At 71.9% G+C, this 19,728-nt stretch carries 19 protein-coding genes; 2 read left to right on the top strand and 17 right to left on the bottom strand.

Annotated elements, in window-relative coordinates:
- From metK to IEY20_RS01175, 13 genes are all read right to left on the bottom strand, one after another.
- Positions 1–1,215: a methionine adenosyltransferase gene (metK, locus tag IEY20_RS01235; RefSeq protein WP_175329150.1), complete on the bottom strand. Its 1,215-nt coding sequence runs from the start codon at positions 1,213–1,215 to the stop codon at positions 1–3.
- Positions 1,216–1,220: 5 nt separating this feature from the next.
- Positions 1,221–1,484, bottom strand: coding sequence for a DNA-directed RNA polymerase subunit omega (gene rpoZ, locus IEY20_RS01230; RefSeq protein ID WP_022906709.1), 264 nt, complete (start codon positions 1,482–1,484; stop codon positions 1,221–1,223).
- Between the two features lie 53 nt (positions 1,485–1,537).
- Positions 1,538–2,458, bottom strand: a complete 921-nt coding sequence (gene gmk / locus IEY20_RS01225) for a guanylate kinase (RefSeq protein WP_175329149.1) — start codon at positions 2,456–2,458, stop codon at positions 1,538–1,540.
- Positions 2,455–3,327 carry an orotidine-5'-phosphate decarboxylase gene (gene pyrF / locus IEY20_RS01220; RefSeq protein WP_175329361.1) on the bottom strand — a complete coding sequence of 291 codons (873 nt, stop codon included), beginning with the start codon at positions 3,325–3,327 and terminating at the stop codon, positions 2,455–2,457. The genes gmk and pyrF overlap by 4 nt, the downstream gene beginning before the upstream one ends.
- A 71-nt stretch (positions 3,328–3,398) precedes the next feature.
- Complete coding sequence (carB, locus tag IEY20_RS01215) at positions 3,399–6,677, bottom strand: carbamoyl-phosphate synthase large subunit (protein ID WP_175329148.1); 3,279 nt, start codon at positions 6,675–6,677, stop codon at positions 3,399–3,401.
- Positions 6,677–7,876, bottom strand: coding sequence for a glutamine-hydrolyzing carbamoyl-phosphate synthase small subunit (carA, locus tag IEY20_RS01210; RefSeq protein ID WP_175329147.1), 1,200 nt, complete (start codon positions 7,874–7,876; stop codon positions 6,677–6,679). Before carA ends, carB begins: the two co-directional genes overlap by 1 nt.
- A complete protein-coding gene (locus IEY20_RS01205) occupies positions 7,876–8,421 on the bottom strand; it encodes a PH-like domain-containing protein (RefSeq protein WP_175329146.1) in 546 nt (181 codons plus the stop codon). Before IEY20_RS01205 ends, carA begins: the two co-directional genes overlap by 1 nt.
- The gene (locus IEY20_RS01200) at positions 8,418–9,773 is read right to left on the bottom strand and encodes a dihydroorotase (RefSeq protein WP_175329145.1); all 1,356 of its coding nucleotides are present in this window, start codon (positions 9,771–9,773) and stop codon (positions 8,418–8,420) included. Before IEY20_RS01200 ends, IEY20_RS01205 begins: the two co-directional genes overlap by 4 nt.
- Entirely contained in the window at positions 9,770–10,765 is a 996-nt protein-coding gene (locus IEY20_RS01195) for an aspartate carbamoyltransferase catalytic subunit (RefSeq protein ID WP_175329144.1), read from the bottom strand. The genes IEY20_RS01200 and IEY20_RS01195 overlap by 4 nt, the downstream gene beginning before the upstream one ends.
- Positions 10,762–11,367 (bottom strand): bifunctional pyr operon transcriptional regulator/uracil phosphoribosyltransferase PyrR, encoded by a 606-nt coding sequence (pyrR, locus tag IEY20_RS01190; protein ID WP_175329143.1) that lies wholly within the window; start codon positions 11,365–11,367, stop codon positions 10,762–10,764. Before pyrR ends, IEY20_RS01195 begins: the two co-directional genes overlap by 4 nt.
- 57 nt (positions 11,368–11,424) lie before the next feature.
- Complete coding sequence (gene nusB / locus IEY20_RS01185) at positions 11,425–11,901, bottom strand: transcription antitermination factor NusB (protein ID WP_022902499.1); 477 nt, start codon at positions 11,899–11,901, stop codon at positions 11,425–11,427.
- Between the two features lie 10 nt (positions 11,902–11,911).
- On the bottom strand, positions 11,912–12,475 hold the full coding sequence (gene efp / locus IEY20_RS01180; protein WP_022902498.1) for an elongation factor P: 564 nt from the start codon (positions 12,473–12,475) through the stop codon (positions 11,912–11,914).
- 281 nt (positions 12,476–12,756) lie between these two features.
- Positions 12,757–14,445 carry an ABC1 kinase family protein gene (locus IEY20_RS01175; protein ID WP_175329142.1) on the bottom strand — a complete coding sequence of 563 codons (1,689 nt, stop codon included), beginning with the start codon at positions 14,443–14,445 and terminating at the stop codon, positions 12,757–12,759.
- 147 nt (positions 14,446–14,592) lie between these two features.
- Between IEY20_RS01175 and IEY20_RS01170 the strand changes: the two genes are divergently transcribed.
- Together IEY20_RS01170 and IEY20_RS01165 are read left to right on the top strand one after the other, a co-directional pair.
- Positions 14,593–14,895 carry a hypothetical protein gene (locus tag IEY20_RS01170; RefSeq protein WP_188888855.1) on the top strand — a complete coding sequence of 101 codons (303 nt, stop codon included), beginning with the start codon at positions 14,593–14,595 and terminating at the stop codon, positions 14,893–14,895.
- Positions 14,895–15,074, top strand: a complete 180-nt coding sequence (locus IEY20_RS01165; protein ID WP_022902496.1) for a hypothetical protein — start codon at positions 14,895–14,897, stop codon at positions 15,072–15,074. The genes IEY20_RS01170 and IEY20_RS01165 overlap by 1 nt, the downstream gene beginning before the upstream one ends.
- An 18-nt stretch (positions 15,075–15,092) precedes the next feature.
- On the opposite strand, the gene aroB is transcribed toward IEY20_RS01165, so the two are convergent.
- From aroB to mltG, 4 genes are read right to left on the bottom strand one after another with little or no spacing between them, the layout of a single operon-like run.
- Positions 15,093–16,190 (bottom strand): 3-dehydroquinate synthase, encoded by a 1,098-nt coding sequence (aroB, locus tag IEY20_RS01160; protein ID WP_175329140.1) that lies wholly within the window; start codon positions 16,188–16,190, stop codon positions 15,093–15,095.
- Positions 16,187–16,771, bottom strand: coding sequence for a shikimate kinase (locus IEY20_RS01155; RefSeq protein WP_502798665.1), 585 nt, complete (start codon positions 16,769–16,771; stop codon positions 16,187–16,189). The genes aroB and IEY20_RS01155 overlap by 4 nt, the downstream gene beginning before the upstream one ends.
- Before the next feature lie 59 nt (positions 16,772–16,830).
- Entirely contained in the window at positions 16,831–18,051 is a 1,221-nt protein-coding gene (aroC, locus tag IEY20_RS01150; RefSeq protein ID WP_175329139.1) for a chorismate synthase, read from the bottom strand.
- A 45-nt stretch (positions 18,052–18,096) separates the two neighbouring features.
- Entirely contained in the window at positions 18,097–19,719 is a 1,623-nt protein-coding gene (mltG, locus tag IEY20_RS16990; RefSeq protein WP_229727786.1) for an endolytic transglycosylase MltG, read from the bottom strand.
- Positions 19,720–19,728 lie beyond the last annotated feature (9 nt).

Below are 19,728 nucleotides of genomic sequence, written 5' to 3'. Positions count from 1 at the left end.
CTAGACGGCGGCGGTGACGAGTCCTGCTGCGGCGCGGAGCTCCTCGACGCGGTCGAGGTGCTCCCAGGTGAAGCCCGGGAGTTCACGACCGAAGTGGCCGTACGTCGCCGTGGTGGCGTAGCGCGGCTTGAGCAGGTCGAGGTCGCGGATGATCGCGGCCGGGCGCAGGTCGAACACTTGCAGGATCGCGGCCTCGATGGTGGCGTCGTCGACGTGGCCGGTGCCGAACGACTCGACGTACAGGCCGACCGGCTTCGCGCGGCCGATCGCGTACGCGACCTGGACCTCCAGGCGGTCGGCGAGTCCGGCGGCGACGGCGTTCTTCGCGACCCAGCGGAGCGCGTAGGCGGCTGAGCGGTCGACCTTGGACGGGTCCTTGCCCGAGAACGCACCACCGCCGTGCCGGGAGGCACCGCCGTAGGTGTCCACGATGACCTTGCGACCGGTGAGGCCGGCGTCGCCCTGCGGGCCGCCGATCTCGAAGCGACCGGTCGGGTTCACGATGACGTCGACGTGGGTCGAGTCGAGGTCGACCAGGTCGAGCACCGGGCGGATCACGTGCTCGGTGACGTCGGCCGTGAGCTGCTCGAGCGTGACGCTCGGAGCGTGCTGGGTCGAGAGCACGACGGTCTCGACGGTCTTCGGGACGACGCCGTCGTAGCCGACCGTGACCTGGGTCTTGCCGTCCGGACGGAGGTAGGGCAGCTCGCCGGACTTCCGGACCGCGGCGAGGCGCTCGGCCAGACGGTGGGCCAGCCAGATGGCGACCGGCATGTACTCGGGCGTCTCGTTCGTCGCGAAGCCGAACATGATGCCCTGGTCGCCGGCACCCTGACGGTCGAGCGGGTCGACGCCCGCGCCGGACCGGCTGTCGAGCGACTCGTCGACGCCCTGGGCGATGTCGGGCGACTGCGCGCCGATCGACACCTCGACGCCGCATGTGTGGCCGTCGAAGGAGACCTCCGACGAGTTGTACCCGATGCCCGTGATCACGTCACGGACCAGCTTCGGGATCTCCACGTAGCCGGAGGTCGTCACCTCGCCGGCGACGTGCACGAGACCGGTGGTGACCATGGTCTCGACGGCGACGCGCGCGTGCGGGTCGACCTCGAGCAGTGCGTCGAGGATGGTGTCCGAGATCTGGTCGCAGATCTTGTCGGGGTGCCCCTCGGTCACCGACTCGGACGTGAAGAGGCGCAGGTTGCTCGTCGTCACCGCGGTCAGTCGGTGGGCTGCTGCTGCTTGGTGACCGTCAGCTTGTCCTCGTTGATCTCGTGGAGCGCGACGGAGAGCGGCTTGTCGTCGATCGTGGAGTCGACGAGCGGACCGACGTTGTCGAAGAGCGAGCCCTCGTGCAGGTCGGCGTAGTAGTCGTTGATCTGGCGGGCACGCTTGGACGCGAAGATCACGAGCGCGTACTTCGACTCGACCTTGGCGAGCAGGTCGTCGATGGGCGGGTCGATGATGCCCTGGGGGTTGGCCATGGTGTCTCCTGTCAACGTTCGTGTCGCGCCCGGTGGGCACAGCGCAGCCCCGGCTAGGGCGCAGTGAACAAGTCTACGACTTCGTGTGCCGCGGTGCTGACATCGGAGTTCACGATCTTCACGTCGAACTCGTCCTGCGCGGCGAGCTCCACCTTCGCCGTCTCGAGTCGACGCGCCTGCTCCTCGGGCGACTCGGTGCCGCGACCGATGAGCCGCCGGACCAGTTCCTCCCAGGTCGGCGGCAGCAGGAAGACGAGCACGGCCTCCGGCATGGCGTCCTTCACCTGGCGGGCACCCTGCAGGTCGATCTCGAGCATCACCCGGTCGCCGGCGTCGAGCGCGCGGTCGATCGGCGGCCGAGGGGTGCCGTAGCGGTAGGAGTTGTGCACGGTCGCCCACTCGAGCAGTTCGCGGTCGCGGATCATCCGGTCGAACTCGGCGTCGTCGACGAAGTAGTAGTGCACCCCGTCGACCTCGCCCGGGCGGGGCTTCCGTGTGGTGGCGGAGACGCTGAGGTTCACGTCCGGGAAGTGCTCGCGGATGTACGCGCTGACCGTGCCCTTGCCGACCGCGGTCGGGCCTGCGAGCACGACGAGCTTCGACGCGGTGCGCTTCCCGCCGCGGGCGGCGAGCCACTCGGCCAGGGCGTCCCGCTGCCGGACCCCGAGTCCGCCGAGGCGCTTGGACGAGGCGATGCGCAGCGTCCGCATGACGGCGTCGGCGCGCGCCGGACCGATGTTCTGCAGGGAGGTCAGCAGATCGCGGACCCGGAGGGACTTCTCTGCCGGGGCGCCCTCGTCGGACCAGGCGGCACGGCAGACCTCGAGCGGTGTCCGCTCCCCCGCGACGACGGCCGCCTTGACCGCTGCCCGGGCGCGCCGGGCCGCGACCGCTGCCTGCGCGGCGGCGACACGGTCGACCTCCGGCGGGTTCCGGTGCGCCGGGAGCGCCTCGCGGTCGTTCCCGTCCGTCACGCGGCGGCCCCGAGTGCGGCGGCGATGCGGTCCGCGCGGTCCGCGACGAGCGCGGCGACCCCGTCCGGCCCGTCGACGAGCAGGCCGCGCGACTCGTTCACGAGCACCTGCTCGGCCCGGGAGCCGTAGAGCGAGCGGAGGTCCTCGATGCGGGCACCCTGCGCGCCGAAGCCCGGCGCGAGCACCGGCGCGATGCCGATGTCGTCGCCGGAGATGCCGAAGTCGCCGAGGTCGAGGGTCGCGCCGAGCACGAGCCCGACGTCGCCGAGGGGCGCATCGCCCGCGTTCCGGTTGTCGTCTGCCACGTCCTCGACGATACCGGCAGCCACGGTCCGGCCCGCACGCGGCCCCTCGGCGAGCACGGCCGTCTGCAGCACGCGCGCCTCGGGGTTGCTCGTCGCAGCGAGCACGAAGACACCCGCGCCGTTCGCCCGCGCCGTGTCGATCGTGCCGCGCAGCGAGCCGTAGCCGAGGTACGGCGACACCGTCATGGCGTCCGCCCGGAACGGACCATCGCGGTCGATCCAGGCTTCCGCGTAGTCGTCACCGGTGCTGCCGATGTCGCCCCGCTTCACGTCGGCGACGACCAGGAGGCCCGCATCGCGCGCCCGACGGAGCGTCGCGTCGAGCGCGCGGAAGCCCGCCACCCCGGCGGCCTCGAAGAACGCGATCTGCGGCTTGACCACGGCGGCGCGGCCGGCGGCCGCGTCGACCAGGGTCGCGCCGAACGCGGTGAGGCCCTCCTCGTCGCGGCCGAGCCCCCACGCCGCCAGGGTGGCGGCGTGGGGGTCGATGCCGACGCACAGCGCCGAACGCGACGCCATGGCGGACGCGAGCCGGACGCCGAAGGAGGCCGCGCCTCCCCCCATCGGCACGGCCGACCGACCGCTGGCGCGTCGGTCCGGGACCGGCGGCGTGGACCCAGGCTGTGCCACCGCGCTCACCAGGTGGCGCGCTCGAGCGCGTAGTCCTGCAGGCTGCGGACCGTGTGCTCGGTGCCGATCGTCTCGATCGCGGCGACCGCCGCGCCGAGCTGGGCGATCGTCGTGAAGAGCGGCTTGTCCGCGGCGACCGTGGCCGCACGGATCTCGTAGCCGTCCGCACGACCGGCCGCGCCGGACGGGGTGTTGATGACGATGTCGACCTCGCCGCGGGCGAGCAGGTCGACGACGCTCTCCCCGCCCTCGCTGTACTTCCCGACCAGCGTGACCTCGATGCCGTTGCGACGGAGGACCTCGGCGGTGCCCTCGGTCGCGGTGATCGTGAAGCCGAGCTGCTGCAGACGGTGGATCGGCAGGACGACCTGCCGCTTGTCGGTGTCGGCGACGCTCACGAAGACCGTGCCGCTCGTCGGCAGTCCGCCGTACGCCGCGTCCTGCGACTTGAGGAACGCCCGCGGGAAGTCACGGTCGATGCCCATGACCTCGCCGGTGGAGCGCATCTCGGGGCTGAGCACCGAGTCGACGACCTGCCCGTCGTGGGTGCGGAAGCGGCGGAAGGGCAGCACGGCCTCCTTCACGGCGACCGGCGCCTGCGCGGGCACCGACGAGCCGTCCCGCTCGGGCAGCAGGCCCTCGGCGACGAGCGCGTCGATCGAGGTCCCGGTCATGACGCGGCTCGCTGCCTTCGCCAGCGGGATGCCGAGCGCCTTCGAGACGAAGGGCACCGTGCGGCTGGCACGGGGGTTCGCCTCGAGGACGTAGAGCACGCCGGCGCCGATCGCGAACTGGACGTTCAGCAGGCCCTGCACGCCGATGCCGCGGGCGATCCGCTCGGTGGCCTCGACCACGCCGCGGATCTCCGCCTTGCCGAGGCCGACCGGGGGCAGGGTGCACGCGGAGTCGCCGGAGTGGATGCCGGCCTCCTCGATGTGCTCCATGATCCCCCCGACGTAGAGCCGCTCGCCGTCGAAGAGGGCGTCCACGTCGATCTCCACCGCGTCGTCGAGGAAGCGGTCGACCAGCAGCGGCAGCTCCGGACCGATGATCGCCTGGTCGGCCATCCGGTCGAAGTAGTCCGCGAGGGCGGCCGGGTCGTACACGATCTCCATGCCGCGCCCGCCGAGCACGAAGGACGGGCGGACGAGGACCGGGTAGCCGATCTCCTCCGCCACCGCGGTCGCGCTCGCGAGGTCGTGGGCCGTGCCGTTGCGCGGTGCGAGGAGCCCGGCTTCGTCGAGGATCGCGGAGAACTGCCCGCGCTCCTCGGCGGAGTCGATCGCGGACGGCGAGGTACCGAGGATCGGGATGCCCGCGGCCTCGAGCGGCTTCGCGAGCCCGAGGGCGGTCTGCCCGCCGAGCTGCACGACCACACCGACGAGCTCGCCGGACGCCGCTTCGGCCGCGATGACCTCGAGGACGTCCTCGGTGGTGAGCGGCTCGAAGTACAGGCGGTCGGACGTGTCGTAGTCCGTGCTCACCGTCTCGGGGTTGCAGTTGATCATGATCGTCTCGAACCCGGCGTCGCTCAGCGCGAAGGACGCGTGCACGCAGGAGTAGTCGAACTCGACGCCCTGGCCGATGCGGTTCGGGCCGGATCCGAGGATGACGACCTTCTTGCGGTCGCTCGCGGCGACCTCGGTCTCGGTGTCGTACGACGAGTAGTGGTACGGCGTGAGGGCCGGGAACTCACCGGCGCAGGTGTCGACCGTCTTGAAGACCGGCCGGATGCCGAAGCCGTGGCGGGCGTCCCGCGCGTCCTGCTCGGAGATCCCACGCAACGATGCGATCTGCGCGTCCGAGAACCCGTGCTCCTTGGCCCAGCGCAGGGTGTCCGCGTCCAGGGTCTCGGCGGCGGCGACCTCGGACGCGACCTCGTTGATGAGCACGATCTGGTCGATGAACCACGGGTCGATCTTCGTGGCCTCGAACACCTCGGCCGCGGTGGCGCCGGCGACGAGCGCCTGCTGCACGGTGACGATGCGCCCGTCGGTCGGGATCGCCGACTTCGCGAGCAGGGCGTCCTTGTCGAGTTCCGCCGCCGGGGTGTCCCAGTGGAACGACGATCCGCGCTTCTCGAGCGAGCGGAGCGACTTCTGCAGGGCGGTGGCGTAGTTGCGGCCGATCGCCATCGCCTCGCCGACGCTCTTCATCGTCGTGGTCAGGGTGGCGTCCGCCGCGGGGAACTTCTCGAACGCGAACCGCGGGGTCTTCACGACCACGTAGTCGAGCGTCGGCTCGAAGCTCGCCGGCGTGACCCGGGTGATGTCGTTCTCGATCTCGTCGAGGCGGTACCCGATGGCGAGCTTCGCGGCGATCTTCGCGATCGGGAAGCCGGTGGCCTTCGACGCGAGCGCCGACGAACGGGAGACGCGGGGGTTCATCTCGATGACGATGACGCGGCCGTTCGACGGGTCGACGGCGAACTGGATGTTGCAGCCACCGGTGTCGACACCGACACGACGGATGATGTCGATGCCGATGTTCCGCATGTTCTGGTACTCGCGGTCCGTCAGCGTCAGCGCGGGCGCGACGGTGATCGAGTCGCCGGTGTGGACGCCCACCGGGTCGACGTTCTCGATCGAGCAGATGACGACCGTGTTGTCGAAGTTGTCGCGCATCAGCTCGAGCTCGTACTCCTTCCAGCCGAGGATCGACTCCTCGAGGAGCACCTCGGTGGTCGGGCTGGACTGGAGGCCGTCACCCACGAAGCGGACGAGCTCCTCCTCGTTGTACGCGAACCCCGAGCCGAGGCCGCCCATCGTGAAGGACGGCCGGACGACGAGCGGGTAGCCGAGGTCCTGCGCGTACTCCTTGGCTTCCTCGAGCGTGTGCGCGATGTGGCTCCGGGCGACGTCGGCGCCGGACTCGAGCACGAGCTCCTTGAAGAGCTGGCGGTCCTCACCGCGCTGGATCGCGTCGACCTTGGCGCCGATGAGCTCGACCCCGTACTTGTCGAGGATGCCCTCGGCGTCGAGCTTGATGGCCGCGTTGAGCGCCGTCTGGCCGCCGAGGGTCGGCAGGACCGCGTCGGGCTGCTCGATCTTGATGATCTCCTCGAGCGACGCGCTCGTGATCGGCTCGATGTAGGTCGCGTCGGCGAAGTCCGGGTCGGTCATGATCGTCGCCGGGTTCGGGTTGACGAGGATGACGCGGACGCCCTCGGCTCGGAGGACGCGGCACGCCTGGGTGCCGGAGTAGTCGAACTCGGCGGCCTGCCCGATGACGATCGGACCGGAGCCGATGACGAGGACGGAGTTGATGTCTGCGCGCTTCGGCATCAGTTGGCTTCCTTGGTGACGTCGGCTGCGGGGGTCGTGGCGTCGGCGGTCGCCGCGTCGAGCGGCTTCTCCTCGCGACGGGCTCGGACCAGGTCCGCGAACCGGTCGAACAGGTACATGGAGTCGTGCGGGCCGGCCGCGGCCTCGGGGTGGTACTGCACGCTGAACGCGGGCACGTCGAGCGCACGGAGACCCTCGACCACGTTGTCGTTGAGCGAGTAGTGCGACACCTCGACGCGACCGAACCCGGCCGGCGACTCGAGGACCTCACCGAGGGGTGCGTCGACCGCGAAGCCGTGGTTCTGGCTCGTGATCTCGACCTTGCCCGTGGTGGTGTCGAGCACCGGCTGGTTGATGCCGCGGTGTCCGAAGGGCAGCTTGTAGGTGCCGAAGCCGAGCGCACGCCCGAGCAGCTGGTTGCCGAAGCAGATGCCGAAGAACGGTCGCCCCGTCTTCAGCGACTCCTGCAGCAGCGACACCTGCGCGTCGCTCGCCGCCGGGTCACCGGGTCCGTTCGAGTAGAAGAGCGCGTCGGGGTCCAGCGCTTCGAGCGCTTCGGCCGTGATGTCCTGCGGCACGACGTGCACCTCGAAGCCGCGCTCGGCGAGGTAGCGCGTGGTCGAGGCCTTCACGCCGAGGTCGAGCACGGCCAGTCGGCCGATCTGCTCGCCGACCGCCGGGACGACGTAGGTCTCCGGCGTCGACACGACGGCGGAGAAGCTGGCCCCGGCCATGGTGGCCTGTGCCCGCACCGCGTCCAGCTGCGACTCGGCGGACAGCTCCGCATCAGGTCCGCTGAACACGCCGCCCTTCATGGCACCGGCGTCACGGATCCGGCGGGTGAGCGCGCGGGTGTCGACGCCCGAGATGCCGACGATGCCGTCCCGCACCAGGTGGTCGTCGAGCGTGGCGTTCGCCCGGTGGTTCGAGACGATGCGGCTGGGGTCACGCACCACGTAGCCGGCGACCCAGATGCGACGGGACTCCGGGTCCTCGTCGTTGACGCCCGTGTTGCCGATGTGCGGCGCGGTCTGCACCACGATCTGCCCGGCGTAGGACGGGTCGGTCAGCGTCTCCTGGTAGCCCGTCATCCCGGTCGCGAAGACCACTTCACCCAGGGTTCGGCCTCGGGCGCCGTACGCCCGTCCCTCGTAGCGGGTGCCGTCCTCGAGGACCAGTACGGCCCGTTCGCGTGTCATCAGTTCGTCCCTTCGCCCGCGGTGTGCGGGTGCTCGTGCTTCGTCGTCAGTCCCTGCAGGGCGGCGAGTGCTGCTGCAGCGTCGCCCTCCGGGAACCGGAAGTAGGTGTCGAGGTCCGTCGCACCTGCGGCGCCGGTCGCCGTCCATCGCACACGGACCAGTCCCCCGGGTTCGACGACCCGGTCGATGGCCCAGGTCGCGCGGTCGGCGCCGCGGAGGGCGTCGGCAGCGACCCAGCGGTCGGCTGCTCCGGCGTGATGCAGGACCACGCCGCGCTCGTGGACGGTCACGCCGCCGCGGCTGCGGAAGCCCAGGCCGCCCGCCGTGATCCGCTCCAGCGGCTGGTCGGCGCGGGTCGTCGCGACGGTGAACCCGTCCCACGACCCGGCCTGCGGACCCGGGTCCGCGGGCACCGGCACGGGAGGCACGGCTGCGGCCTGCGCGCGGGTCCGGCTCCGCCAGGTGCGCGCCATGGCGACGAAGAGCAGCGCCACCAGGAGGAGGATGACCCCACCCGTGAGCCACCGGGCCGCGTCGCCGCTCACCGTGCCGCCGCCCGGACGCGCGCAGCATGCGCCGCCACGGTCCCGGCATCGACGACCGCGCCGTCGAGGACGGTCGGGAAGCCGTGGTGGAAGGTCGCGACGACCCGACCGGGCAGGCGCATGCCGAGGTACGGCGAGTTCTGTGACTGGCCGGCGAGGTCGGCGACCGAGAAGTCGCGCACCGCGCTCGGGTCGTACAGCGTGACCTCGGCCGGCGCTCCCTCGGCGATGCGCTGGCCGTGGCCCTCGACCCGTCCGATGCGTGCCGGGGCCTCGGACAGCACCCGCGCGACGTCGGCCCAGCCGAGCTGCCCGCTCTCGACCACGGCCGCCTGCACGACGCTGAGCGCGGACTCGAGGCCGACCATGCCGTTCGCGGCGGCCGGCCACTCGCAGCACTTCGCCTCCGAGGTGTGCGGCGCGTGATCGGTCGCGACGATGTCGATCGTGCCGTCCGCCAGGGCTGCCCGGAGGGCGTCGACGTCCTCGCGGGCGCGGAGCGGTGGGTTCACCTTGTAGCGGGCGTCGTACCCGGGCGCGCCGTCGACCCCGGCGATGAGGTCCTCGGTGAGGACGAGGTGGTGCGGCGTCACCTCGGCGGTGACGTCGATGCCGCGGGACTTCGCCCAGCGGATGACCTCGACGCTGCCGGCCGTCGACACGTGGCAGACGTGGAGCCGCGCGCCGACGTGGTCGGCGAGGAGCACGTCGCGGGCGATGATCGCCTCTTCGGCCACTGCCGGCCAGCCCGCCAGCCCGAGCTCCGACGACAGCCGTCCCTCGTTCATCTGGGCGCCGATGGCCAGGCGCGGCTCCTGGGCGTGCTGCGCGATGACGCCGCCGAAGCCCTTGACGTACTCGAGGGCACGGCGCATGAGCAGCGGGTCGGCGACGCACGAGCCGTCGTCCGAGAACACCCGGACCCGCGCGCGGCTCGTCGCCATCGCGCCGATCTCCGACAGGTGCGTGCCCTGGAGGCCCTGCGACACCGCGCCGATCGGCCGGACCGTGACGTAGCCGGCGTCGTCGCCGAGCGCCTGGACCTGCTCGACGACCCCGGCGGTGTCCGCGACCGGGTTCGAGTTGGCCATCGCGTTCACGGCGGTGAAGCCGCCGGCGGCCGCAGCGCGGGACCCGGTGAGGACGGTCTCGGCCTCCTCGCCACCGGGCTCGCGGAGGTGGGTGTGGAGGTCGACGAGGCCGGGCAGCGCGACGAGACCGTCCGCGTCCACGACCGTCGCGCCGGCCGCGTCGAGACCGGACCCGACCGCGGTGACGTGGCGTCCCTCCAGGCGGATGTCGGCACGCGTGCCGTCGACCAGCTGCGCGCCGCGGATGAGGTGGGCGGTCATGCGACGGGCTCCTTCGTGGGTGCTGCGGCCGGCTGCGCGACCGAGGTCGCCGGAGCCGATCCGGTGAGGGCCAGGTAGAGGACGGCCATGCGGACACTGACGCCGTTCGCGACCTGCTCGACGACGGTGGAGCGGGGGTCGTCGGCCGCGACGCCGGCGATCTCGAGGCCGCGGTTCATCGGCCCCGGGTGCATGATCAGCGTCCGCTCGGACAGCCCCGCCGCGCGGGCGGCGGTCAGGCCGAAGTGCCGGGTGTACTCGCGCTCGTTCGGGAAGAACGCGTCGTGCATGCGCTCCTGCTGGATGCGCAGGAGCATCACGACGTCCGGGTCCTCCGCCAGGGCGACGTCGAGGTCGTGGTGGACCGCGGCGCCGAACGGACGGTCGACCGCGGGCAGCAGGGTCGGCGGGGCGACGAAGGTCACCTCGGCCCCGAGCGTCGCGAGCAGCCAGGCGTTGCTCCGCGCCACGCGGCTGTGCAGGACGTCGCCGACGATCGCGACCCGGACCCCGTCGAGGCCCTTCCCGCGGCTCGCGGCACCGTGCAGCCGGCGGCGCATGGTGAAGGCGTCGAGCAGCGCCTGGGTGGGGTGCTCGTGCGTGCCGTCCCCGGCGTTCACGACCGGGACGTCGATCCAGTCCGCGTCCGCGAGCACGCGCGGCGCGCCCGAGGCACCGTGCCGCATCACGATGCCGTCGATGCCCATGGCCCCGAGCGTCTGGACGGTGTCCTTGAGCGACTCGCCCTTGGAGACGCTCGAGCCCTTCGCGGCGAAGTTGATGACGTCGGCGGAGAGGCGCTTGGCGGCGGCCTCGAACGAGATGCGGGTGCGGGTGGAGTCCTCGAAGAAGAGGTTCACGATCGTCTTGCCGCGGAGGGCCGGGAGCCGCTTCACCTCGCGGGTGTTCACCTCGGCCATCTCCTCGGCGACGTCGAGGATGCCGATCGCGTCGGCCCGCGAGAGGTCGGCGGTGGAGAGCAGGTGCTTCACGAGGTCACCCCCGTGCGATGCGCGGCGGGCTGCTGCGCGGCGGGCTGCTGCGGCTCGATCTGCTCGATGACGACCTCGTCGCGGCCGTCGGTCTCGGTCAGCCGCAGCGTCACGCGCTCGTCGGAGGCCGTCGGGAGGTTCTTGCCGACGTGGTCCGCCCGGATCGGCAGCTCGCGGTGCCCGCGGTCGACGAGGACGGCGAGCCGCACCGCCCGGGGACGACCGATCCCCTGCAGGGCGTCGAGCGCCGCGCGCACGGTGCGGCCGGAGTACAGCACGTCGTCGACGAGCACGACGACCTTGCCGTCGATGCCGCTCGTCGGGATCGTCGTGCGGTGCGGCGCGCGACCGATGCCGTGCCCGAGGTCGTCCCGGTGCATCGTCACGTCGAGGGTGCCGAGCCGCTGCTCGCGGTCGGCCGCCCACTCGGGCTCGATGTCGGACAGGATCGCCGCGAGGCGCTCCGCCAGGACGGCACCCCGCGTCGGGATGCCCAGGAGCACGAGGTCCGAGGCGCCGTGGTTGGCCTCGAGGATCTCGTGCGCGATGCGTGTCAGAGCACGCGTGATGTCGGTGTTCTGCAGGACCGTTCTGGTGCCCACGCCGACCTCCTTCCCCGCCTCACCGGACGGACTTAAAGGACGCTGACGTGGTCAACCCTACCGGGACTCCCGGTCTCCTGCGACCGTCCGACCGGACGGTGCGTCGTGCTGCTTCGCACCGGGGGCCCGGCCGCCCGCGACGGCGCCGAGGACGCCGTTCACGAAGCCGGCGGACTCCTCGGTGGACAGTGACTGCGCGAGCTCGACCGCCTCGGCGATCGCGACCGCGTCGGGGACCTCGCTGTTGAACCGGAGCTCCCAGACGCCCATCCGGAGGATGCACCGGTCGAGCACGGGCATCCGCGCGATGGACCAGCCCTGGGCGTGGTCGACGATCACGGAGTCGATCTCGTGCCGTGCCTCGTCGACGCCCGTGACGATCTGACGGGCGTAGTCCCAGCTCGAGGCGCGCTCGGGCTGGTCGAGGTGCCGGACGGTCTCCGTGGCGAGGACGTCAGCGATCGGCAGGTCGCGGACCTCTGCCACGTACAGCATGTCGAGGGCGCGCTTGCGGGCCTTCGAACGAGCACTCATGGACGAACGCCTAGTTGTTGACGCGGCCGAGGAAGCTGCCGTCGCGCGTGTCGATCTTCACGGTGGTGCCGTTCTCCAGGTACAGCGGGACCTGGATGCGGTGACCGGTCGCGATGATCGTCGCGTCCTTCGTGCCACCGGACGAACGGTCGCCCTGGAGCCCCGGCTCGGTCTCGACCTCGGTGACGATCGACGTCGGGAGCTCGATGTAGAGCGGGTTGCCCTCGTTCATCGCGATGGTGACCATCGCGGACTCGAGGAGGTAGTTCTTCGCGTCGCCGACGACGGTCTCCGAGACGGGGATCTGGTCGTAGGTGTCGGTGTCCATGAACACGTAGGACTCGCCGTCCTGGTACAGGTACTGGTAGTCGCGGCGGTCGACGGTCGCGGTGTCGATCTTGGCGCCCGCGTTGAACGTGCGGTCGACGACCTTGCCGGAGACGACGTTCTTGAGCTTGGTGCGGACGAACGCACCGCCCTTGCCCGGCTTGACGTGCTGGAACTCGACGACCGACCAGAGCTGGCCGTCGATGATGAGAACGGCGCCGTTCTTGATGTCAGTGGTGCTCGCCATGGGTCTTCCGTTCGATGGTGTTGTGAAGGTCTCGCGGACGCGGGGTCCGGCGCGGCGGTCGCTGGCCGGATCGGCGCGACGCCCCGTCGAGTGTAGCGGACGGGGTCGTGCCGCCCCGCGCGGCGCCGCGCGGCAGCGTCCGGTGCGGCGGCCTCGCACCGTGCGACCGCGGCCAGGACGGTGCGAGGCTGCCCACAGCGTGCGACGTTGTTCCGCCGCACCGTGTGCACAACCTCGCACCGTGCAGGGAGCTCCGCGCACCGTGCCTGCGCCCCGCCCGCTCAGTCCCGCCGCCGCGCCCGCCACGCGTCGAGCGCAGCCCACCCGAGCAGCACCACGGCCGCCCCGCCGAGCAGCCCGCCGGCCGCCCCGGTCGAGAGCACCGCCGTCGGCCGCGCCGGCAGGGTCAGGTACACGATCGCCAGGATCCCCGCCCCGGAGCCGAGCAGCACGAGCAGGATCCGCCGGATCAGCCCCGTGACGAGCCGTCGGTCCTGCCGGTCGCCGAAGAGACGGATGTTGACCGACAGCCGACCGGTCTCGATGGCCTCGGTGATGCGGTCCACCCGCCGCGGGAGCTTCCGCGCCGCCGACACGACCCCGAACAGCTCGCGGACCGCGACGTCGCGCAGGGCGGATGGGCGCAGCTGGTCCCGGATCTGCTGCTTCGCGAGGTCGCGGGACTCCTCCAGCAGGTCGAAGGACGGCGTCAGCGTGCGGAGCGTCCCCTCGAAGATCGCGAGGGCGCGGGCAGCCGCCACGAAGTCCGGCGGCGGCTTCAGCCGGTAGCGCCCGAACACCTCGACGGCGTCGTCGACGGTCTGCACCCCGATCCGCGCGCCCGGCCCGAGCTCGTCCGCGACGAACCGCGCGATGTCGCGCCGGAAGTCGGCCTCGTCGCGCGGATCGCGCACCGGGGCCATCCGCAGGACGTTGTCGGCGATCCGGGCCGTGTCGTCCTGCAGGTAGCCGGCCAGCAGGTCCTGGACCGTGTCCCGGAGACCCGGGTCGAGCCTCCCGACCGAACCGAAGTCGATCAACGCGGGCCGACCGTCGGGCAGGAGCACGACGTTGCCCGGGTGGAGGTCCGCGTGGTACAGCCCGTCGAAGACGACCTGTCGGAGGAATGCCCGCAGGATCGCGCGCATCGGCGCGTCCAGGTCACGGTCGGTGCGCTGCGCCCGCAGCGCACTGAGCGTCTCGCCCTCGAGGAACTCCATGACGAGCACCCGTCGTCCCGACAGTTCGGGGTACGGGACGGGCAAGTAGACCTCGTCGGGGCGGGCGCTGCGCGCCTGCGCGGCCCGGAGCGCGGCGAGGTTCCTTGCCTCGGAGGAGAAGTCCACCTGCCGGACCAGGTCCGCCGCGTACTGCGCGGCCACGTCCACCACGCCGACCTGCCGGGCCTCGGTGCTCGTGCGCGCCAGGAACCGCACGACCCGCAGCGCGATGTCCACGTCGCGGCGCACGGCGGCGTCGATGCCGGGCCGCTGGACCTTGACCGCGACCTCGGTGCCGTCGTGCAGCCGGGCCCGGTGCACCTGCGCGATCGACGCCGCGGCCACCGGTTCGGGGTCGAACGCGGCGAAGACCTCGTCGACCGGAGCGTGCAGGTCGGTCGCGAGCAGCTCGGCGACCTCGGCGGCGGGAGCCGGTGCCACGTTGCGCTGCAGGTGGGCGAGGCCCTCGGTCCACTCCTCCGGCAGGAGGTCGTCCCGCGTCGAGAGCAGTTGGCCCATCTTGACGAAGCCGCCGCCCGCCTCCTCGAGGGCGCGTCGCAGGTGCTCGGCCTGGTCGCGTCGGAGGTCGCTCGTCGCGGGGTCGTGTGAGAAGTCGAGGCGGCGGAACGGCACGAGGTGGTGGCGTCGGGCGATGCGCAGGAGTTCGGCGAAGCGGCGGCCGCGGGTTCGCAGGCTGCCGACGTCCGCGTCCTGCTGGCCGAGGTCGCTCAGGCGGGGCGGGGTGGGCACCCAGCCAGTGTGCTCCCGTGGCCTGGGTCCGCCGCGTGTGCGTCGGGTAGGCAGGTTCCTCCTGCACCGGCCTGGAGGCACGGGGCGTTCTGCACAGGTCGGGCTGCGGTCACCCCGGGGTCGGTTCGCGGACGTCAGGATGCGGGGATGGAGACAGCACTCACCAGCGCGGTGATCGCCGCAGCTGCGGCGATCTGCGCCGCCGTGGTCAGTTGGTTCAGGGCGTTCCAGTCGCGGCGGGCAGCGGATCGGGAGCACGCGTGGCGGCGCTTCGTCTGGTCGATCGGTGACCAGCGCAGCAAGGCGGAGTACGACATCTCGATCGCTGTGCTCCGCGAACTCGAGCACGTAGCGTGGTGGTCCAAGTCAGGCCGGGGGCTCGCCACGCGCGCGCTGCGCCGGGTGACTCCCCCGGACGAACGGTACGACGACAGAGAGGAGCATCGCTGATGCCCATCTTGAAGCCGCTGCCCGACGCCATGGACCCGGATCGTGACGATGACGAGTACTGGGCGTACGAGAACGGCGCCACGGTCCCGGAGTACCTGGAATGGCGTCGCACCGGCGTGCTCACCGTGTCGATGCGCGTCAAGTGGTGGTGGCGGCGGACCCGGCGCGTCCTGCGCTGAACCCGAGCCACAGACCTGCTAGACGCCGACCTCTTGGTACGCCGTGAAGAGCAGGTGGTCCTCCGGACCCTCGAGCGTCGTCGGCTTGCCCACCCCGTCGAGGATGATGAACCGCAGCATGCCGGCGCGCGCCTTCTTGTCCCGGCGCATCGTCGCGAGGAGCCCCTCCCACCGGCCGATGCCGTAGGTGGTCGGCAGCTCGAGCGACTCGAGGATCGCGCGGTGCCGGTCGACCGTGGCGTCGTCGAGGTGCCCGGTGAGCCGCGCGAGCTCCGCGGCGAACACCATGCCGACGGCGACCGCGGCACCGTGGCGCCACTGGTAGCGCTCAGCGTGCTCGATCGCGTGCCCCAGCGTGTGCCCGTAGTTGAGGATCTCGCGGCGGCCCTGCTCGGTGAAGTCGTCCGACACCACCTGCGCCTTGAGCTCGATCGCGAGCTCGACCACGCGCCGGAACTCGGGTGTCGTCGGGTCGGTCACCCGGTCGACGTCCGCCTCGATGACGTCGAGGATCTCCGGCACGGCGATGAAGCCGGCCTTCACGATCTCCGCGAACCCGGTCAGGATCTCGTTGCGCGGCAGGGAGCGGACCAGGTCGAGGTCCGCGACGACCGCGCGGGGGGCGGAGAAGGAACCGACGAGGTTCTTGCCCTCGTTCGTGTTGATCCCGGTCTTGCCACCGACGCTCGCGTCGACCATGCCGAGCACGCTCGTCGGGATCGCCACGTACGGGACCCCACGGAGCCAGGTCGCGGCGACGAAGCCGGCGAGGTCCGTGACGGCTCCCCCGCCGAGTCCGATGACGGCGTCGGTGCGGGTGAAGTCCGACTGGCCCATGATCTGCCAGCAGAACGCGGCGACCTCGACCCGCTTCGCCGCCTCGGCGTCCGGCACCTCGGCGATCAGGGCGTCCAGGCCGGCCGCGACGAGGAGCGCACGCAGGTCGTTCGCGCGTGCGCCGAGCGTCGGCGCGTGCACGATGAGCACCTTCGCGACGCGGGGTCCGAGGAGGGCGGGCACGGAGCCGAGCAGGCCCGAGCCGACCGCGACGACGTACCCGTCGTCCCCGCCGACGCGGATCTCGGTGGTGCCAGCGGGCAGGGCGGGTTCGGTCACGGTGTCCCTCCGGTGTGCTCGGGCGCGTCGATCGTGCCCGGTTCGCCGTCGCGTACCCACGCGACGACCTCGTCCACCACGCGGGACATCGGCCGCCGCGAGGTGTCCACGACGATGTGGGCGAGCTCGGCGTACGTCGCCGCACGCTCGTCCAGGATGGTCTGCCAGGCGTCGATGCCGCCGTCCGCGAGCAGGGGCCGGTCACTCCCGGCGATCCGCTCGGCCACGGCCTCCGGCGACACCGTCAGGAGCACGATCCGTGCACCGACGAGCGACTCGCGGGTCGCGGCGTGTGTCACGGCTCCCCCGCCGACAGCGACGACCCCGCCGGTGGTGACCGCGTCACGGACGGCGTCGGCCTCGAGCTCCCGGAACGCCGGCTCGCCACGCGTGGCGAAGATCGCCGGGATCGGGCCGTGCTCGCGCACGATCACCCGGTCGGTGTCGGTGAAGGGCACGCCGAGCGCCTTCGCCACCCGCTTGCCCACGCTCGACTTGCCGGCGCCCATCGGCCCGATGACGACGACGGGCGCGGTGAGGCGGCCGGTGCGTGGACTGCCGCCGCCGCGCGGACCGCCCACACGCGGATCGCCCGAGTGCGAGCCGTCCCCGCGCGGACCGCCGGCCCGCGGACCCGCCGTCACAGGACGGGCGCGGAGTCCGCGGACTCGGTGCGACGGGAGCGGAGCGTCTCCGGGATCGACGCCAGGTAGGCGTCGAGGTTCCGCTTCGTCTCCGCGACGTTGTCGCCGCCGAACTTCTCGAGCACGGCGTCAGCGAGCACGAGCGCCACCATGGCCTCGGCGACGACGCCGGCGGCCGGCACCGCGCAGACGTCGGAACGCTGGTGGTGTGCGGACGCGTCCTCACCGGTGGTCACGTCGATCGTGTGCAGCGCGTGCGGGACGGTCGCGATCGGCTTCATACCGGCGCGGACGCGGAGCACCGTACCGGTGGACATACCGCCCTCGGTGCCGCCCGCTCGGTCGGTCGTGCGGACGATCTCGCCGTCCTCGCGGTACAGCTCGTCGTGCGCCTCCGAGCCCCGGCGTCCCGCGGTCGCGAAGCCGTCCCCGACCTCGACGCCCTTGATCGCCTGGATGCCCATGATCGCGGCCGCGAGACGCGCATCGAGACGGCGGTCCCACTGCACGTGCGACCCGAGCCCCGGGGGCACCCCGTAGAACAGCACCTCGACGACCCCGCCGAGGGTGTCGCCGTCCTTCTTCGCGGACTCGACCTCGGTGACCATCCGCGCCGACGTCTCGGCGTCGAAGCACCGGAGCTGGTCGTCGTCGAGCCGGTCGACGTCCTCGGGCAGCGGCAGCGCGGTGCCGTCGGGGACGCGGACCGTGCCGACCTGCAGCGTGTGCGCGACCGACCGGATGCCGAGCTCGGCGAGGAAGGACTTCGCGACCGCGCCGAGTGCGACGCGGGCAGCGGTCTCGCGGGCAGACGCGCGCTCGAGGATCGGCCGCGCCTCGTCGAAGCCGTACTTCTGCATCCCGACGAGGTCGGCGTGACCGGGACGCGGACGGGTCAGCGGGGCCGAGCGGCCGCGCGACATGTCGGTCTGCTCGACGGGCTCGGGGCTCATCACCTCGACCCACTTGGGCCACTCGGTGTTGCCGATGCGGATCGCGATCGGGCTGCCCATCGAGTACCCGTGCCGGACACCGCCGGACACGTGGAGCTCGTCCTGCTCGAACTTCATGCGGGAGCCCCGGCCGTACCCGAGCTTGCGGCGCGCGAGGTCGGTACGGATGGACTCGAACGACACCGGGACACCCGCGGGCAGGCCCTCGAGCATCGCGATCAGTTCGGGTCCGTGGGACTCACCAGCAGTCAACCAACGAAGCATGGCCCAATCCTCCCACAGCACGGTGCCGCGAGACGTCGCAGCGGGTCACTGGTAGTCGGGATGCGCCCGGAGCCACGCCTGGAACTTCGCGACCGCGACCTGGTGCTCGGCGAACGTGTCCGAGAACACGGTCTCGCCCGTCTCCAGGTTCACGGTGACGAAGAAGAGCCACTTGCCCTTCGCCATGTTGGTCACGGCCTTGATCGCGACGTCGCCCGGGTTCGAGATCGGTGCCGGCGGCAGACCCTTGTGGACGTAGGTGTTGTACTTGTTCGACGCGTCGTTCCGCTCGGCGTCGGTGGTGGTCACCCGGTGCGTGTTGCCGGTCCCGTAGGCGACGGTCGCGTCGGACTGCAGGGCCATGCCGTCGTCGAGCCGGTTCTGGAAGACGCGCGCGACCTTCGGGTAGTCGGCGGCGAGACCGGCCTCCTTCTGCACGAGGGACGCGAAGACGATGACGCGCTCCTGGTCTTCCTCGGCCACTCCGGCGGACGCCAGGTGCTCCTTCATCGTGTCGACCATCGACTGGAAGTACTGCTTCGCGGTCCACCCCGGGTTGATCGGGTACGTCGCCGGGAAGAGCCAGCCCTCGAGGGTCGTCGCGTTCGCCGGGAGCCCGTACGCGGACACGTCCTTCGCCGCAGCGGTGACCTCGGCCTTCGTCAGGCCCGCCTTCGAGACCATCCCGGCCTCGATGTCCGCGAGGGCCGTCCCCTCCGGGATCACGATCGACGCCTTGACGGCGTTGGCGGGGTCCTGCAGAGCCGCGAGGGCCGCCTTCGAGCTCATCTCCTTCTTGAGGGTGTACGAGCCGGGCTGGAACTGGACGTCGGGTGACTGCAGCAGGAGCTTGTAGAAGACCTTCGAGCTCTTCACGACGTCGCTGCGCTGCAGCGTCTTCGCGACGTCCTCGCCGATGTCGCCCTGCCGGATCGTGATGGTGACCTTGCCGGTCCCGTCGCCGCTGTAGTCGTCGGACTCCTGGGCGCCGGTGATCGCTGCGACGACCTGCTGCACCTTCGGTGCGATGAACTGGTAGCCGGCGACGCCGCCCGCGAGCACGATCGCGACGATGACGAGGCCGGCGATGAGCGGGCCGCGTCGGCGCGGCGGCCGCGGATCACGACCCCGACGGGAGGCACGGCCTCCCCCGCCTCGTCCCTCGCCACCGCGTGCTGCCGCGGCTCGCGATGCGTCCTCGGCCGGGACCACGTGCTCGCCGGTGAGGAGCGCGGTCACCTCCGGGTGCAGCTCGTCGGCGCTCGTCGCGACCGGGGCGTCCGCCGGTGACACCGGTCGGCTGCGGTCGCGACGGGTGACCGGTTCGTCACGGTCGACGGCGAAGCCGCCCGGGTCGGCCGGCGCACGCTCGGCCTCTGCACGGCCGGCCTGCGCCCGATCGGCTCCTGCCCGCGCGGCCTGCGCACGGTCGTGTTCCGCCGTCGCGGCGTCTGCCCGCGTGGCGTCGGCCCGCCTGGCGTCGGCCTGCGCGGCGCCCGTCTGCGCGGCGCCCGCCTGCGCGGCGTCTGCCCGTGCGGCCTCACGCGCTCGCGCCTCGCGCCGCGACAGCGGCCGGTCGGCTCCCGGCCCGGCGTCGTCGCCGGCCCGTCGCCGTCCGCCGTCACCGGCGGGCGAGATGATCGCGTTCCAGTCCAGGTCGTCTGCCAACGGATCCTC

Origin of the sequence: Curtobacterium luteum (assembly GCF_014646995.1) — a bacterium.
GTDB lineage: Bacteria > Actinomycetota > Actinomycetes > Actinomycetales > Microbacteriaceae > Curtobacterium > Curtobacterium luteum.
The sequence above is the reverse complement of the archived record's forward strand: the minus strand, read 5'-3'. Positions and strand labels throughout refer to the sequence as shown.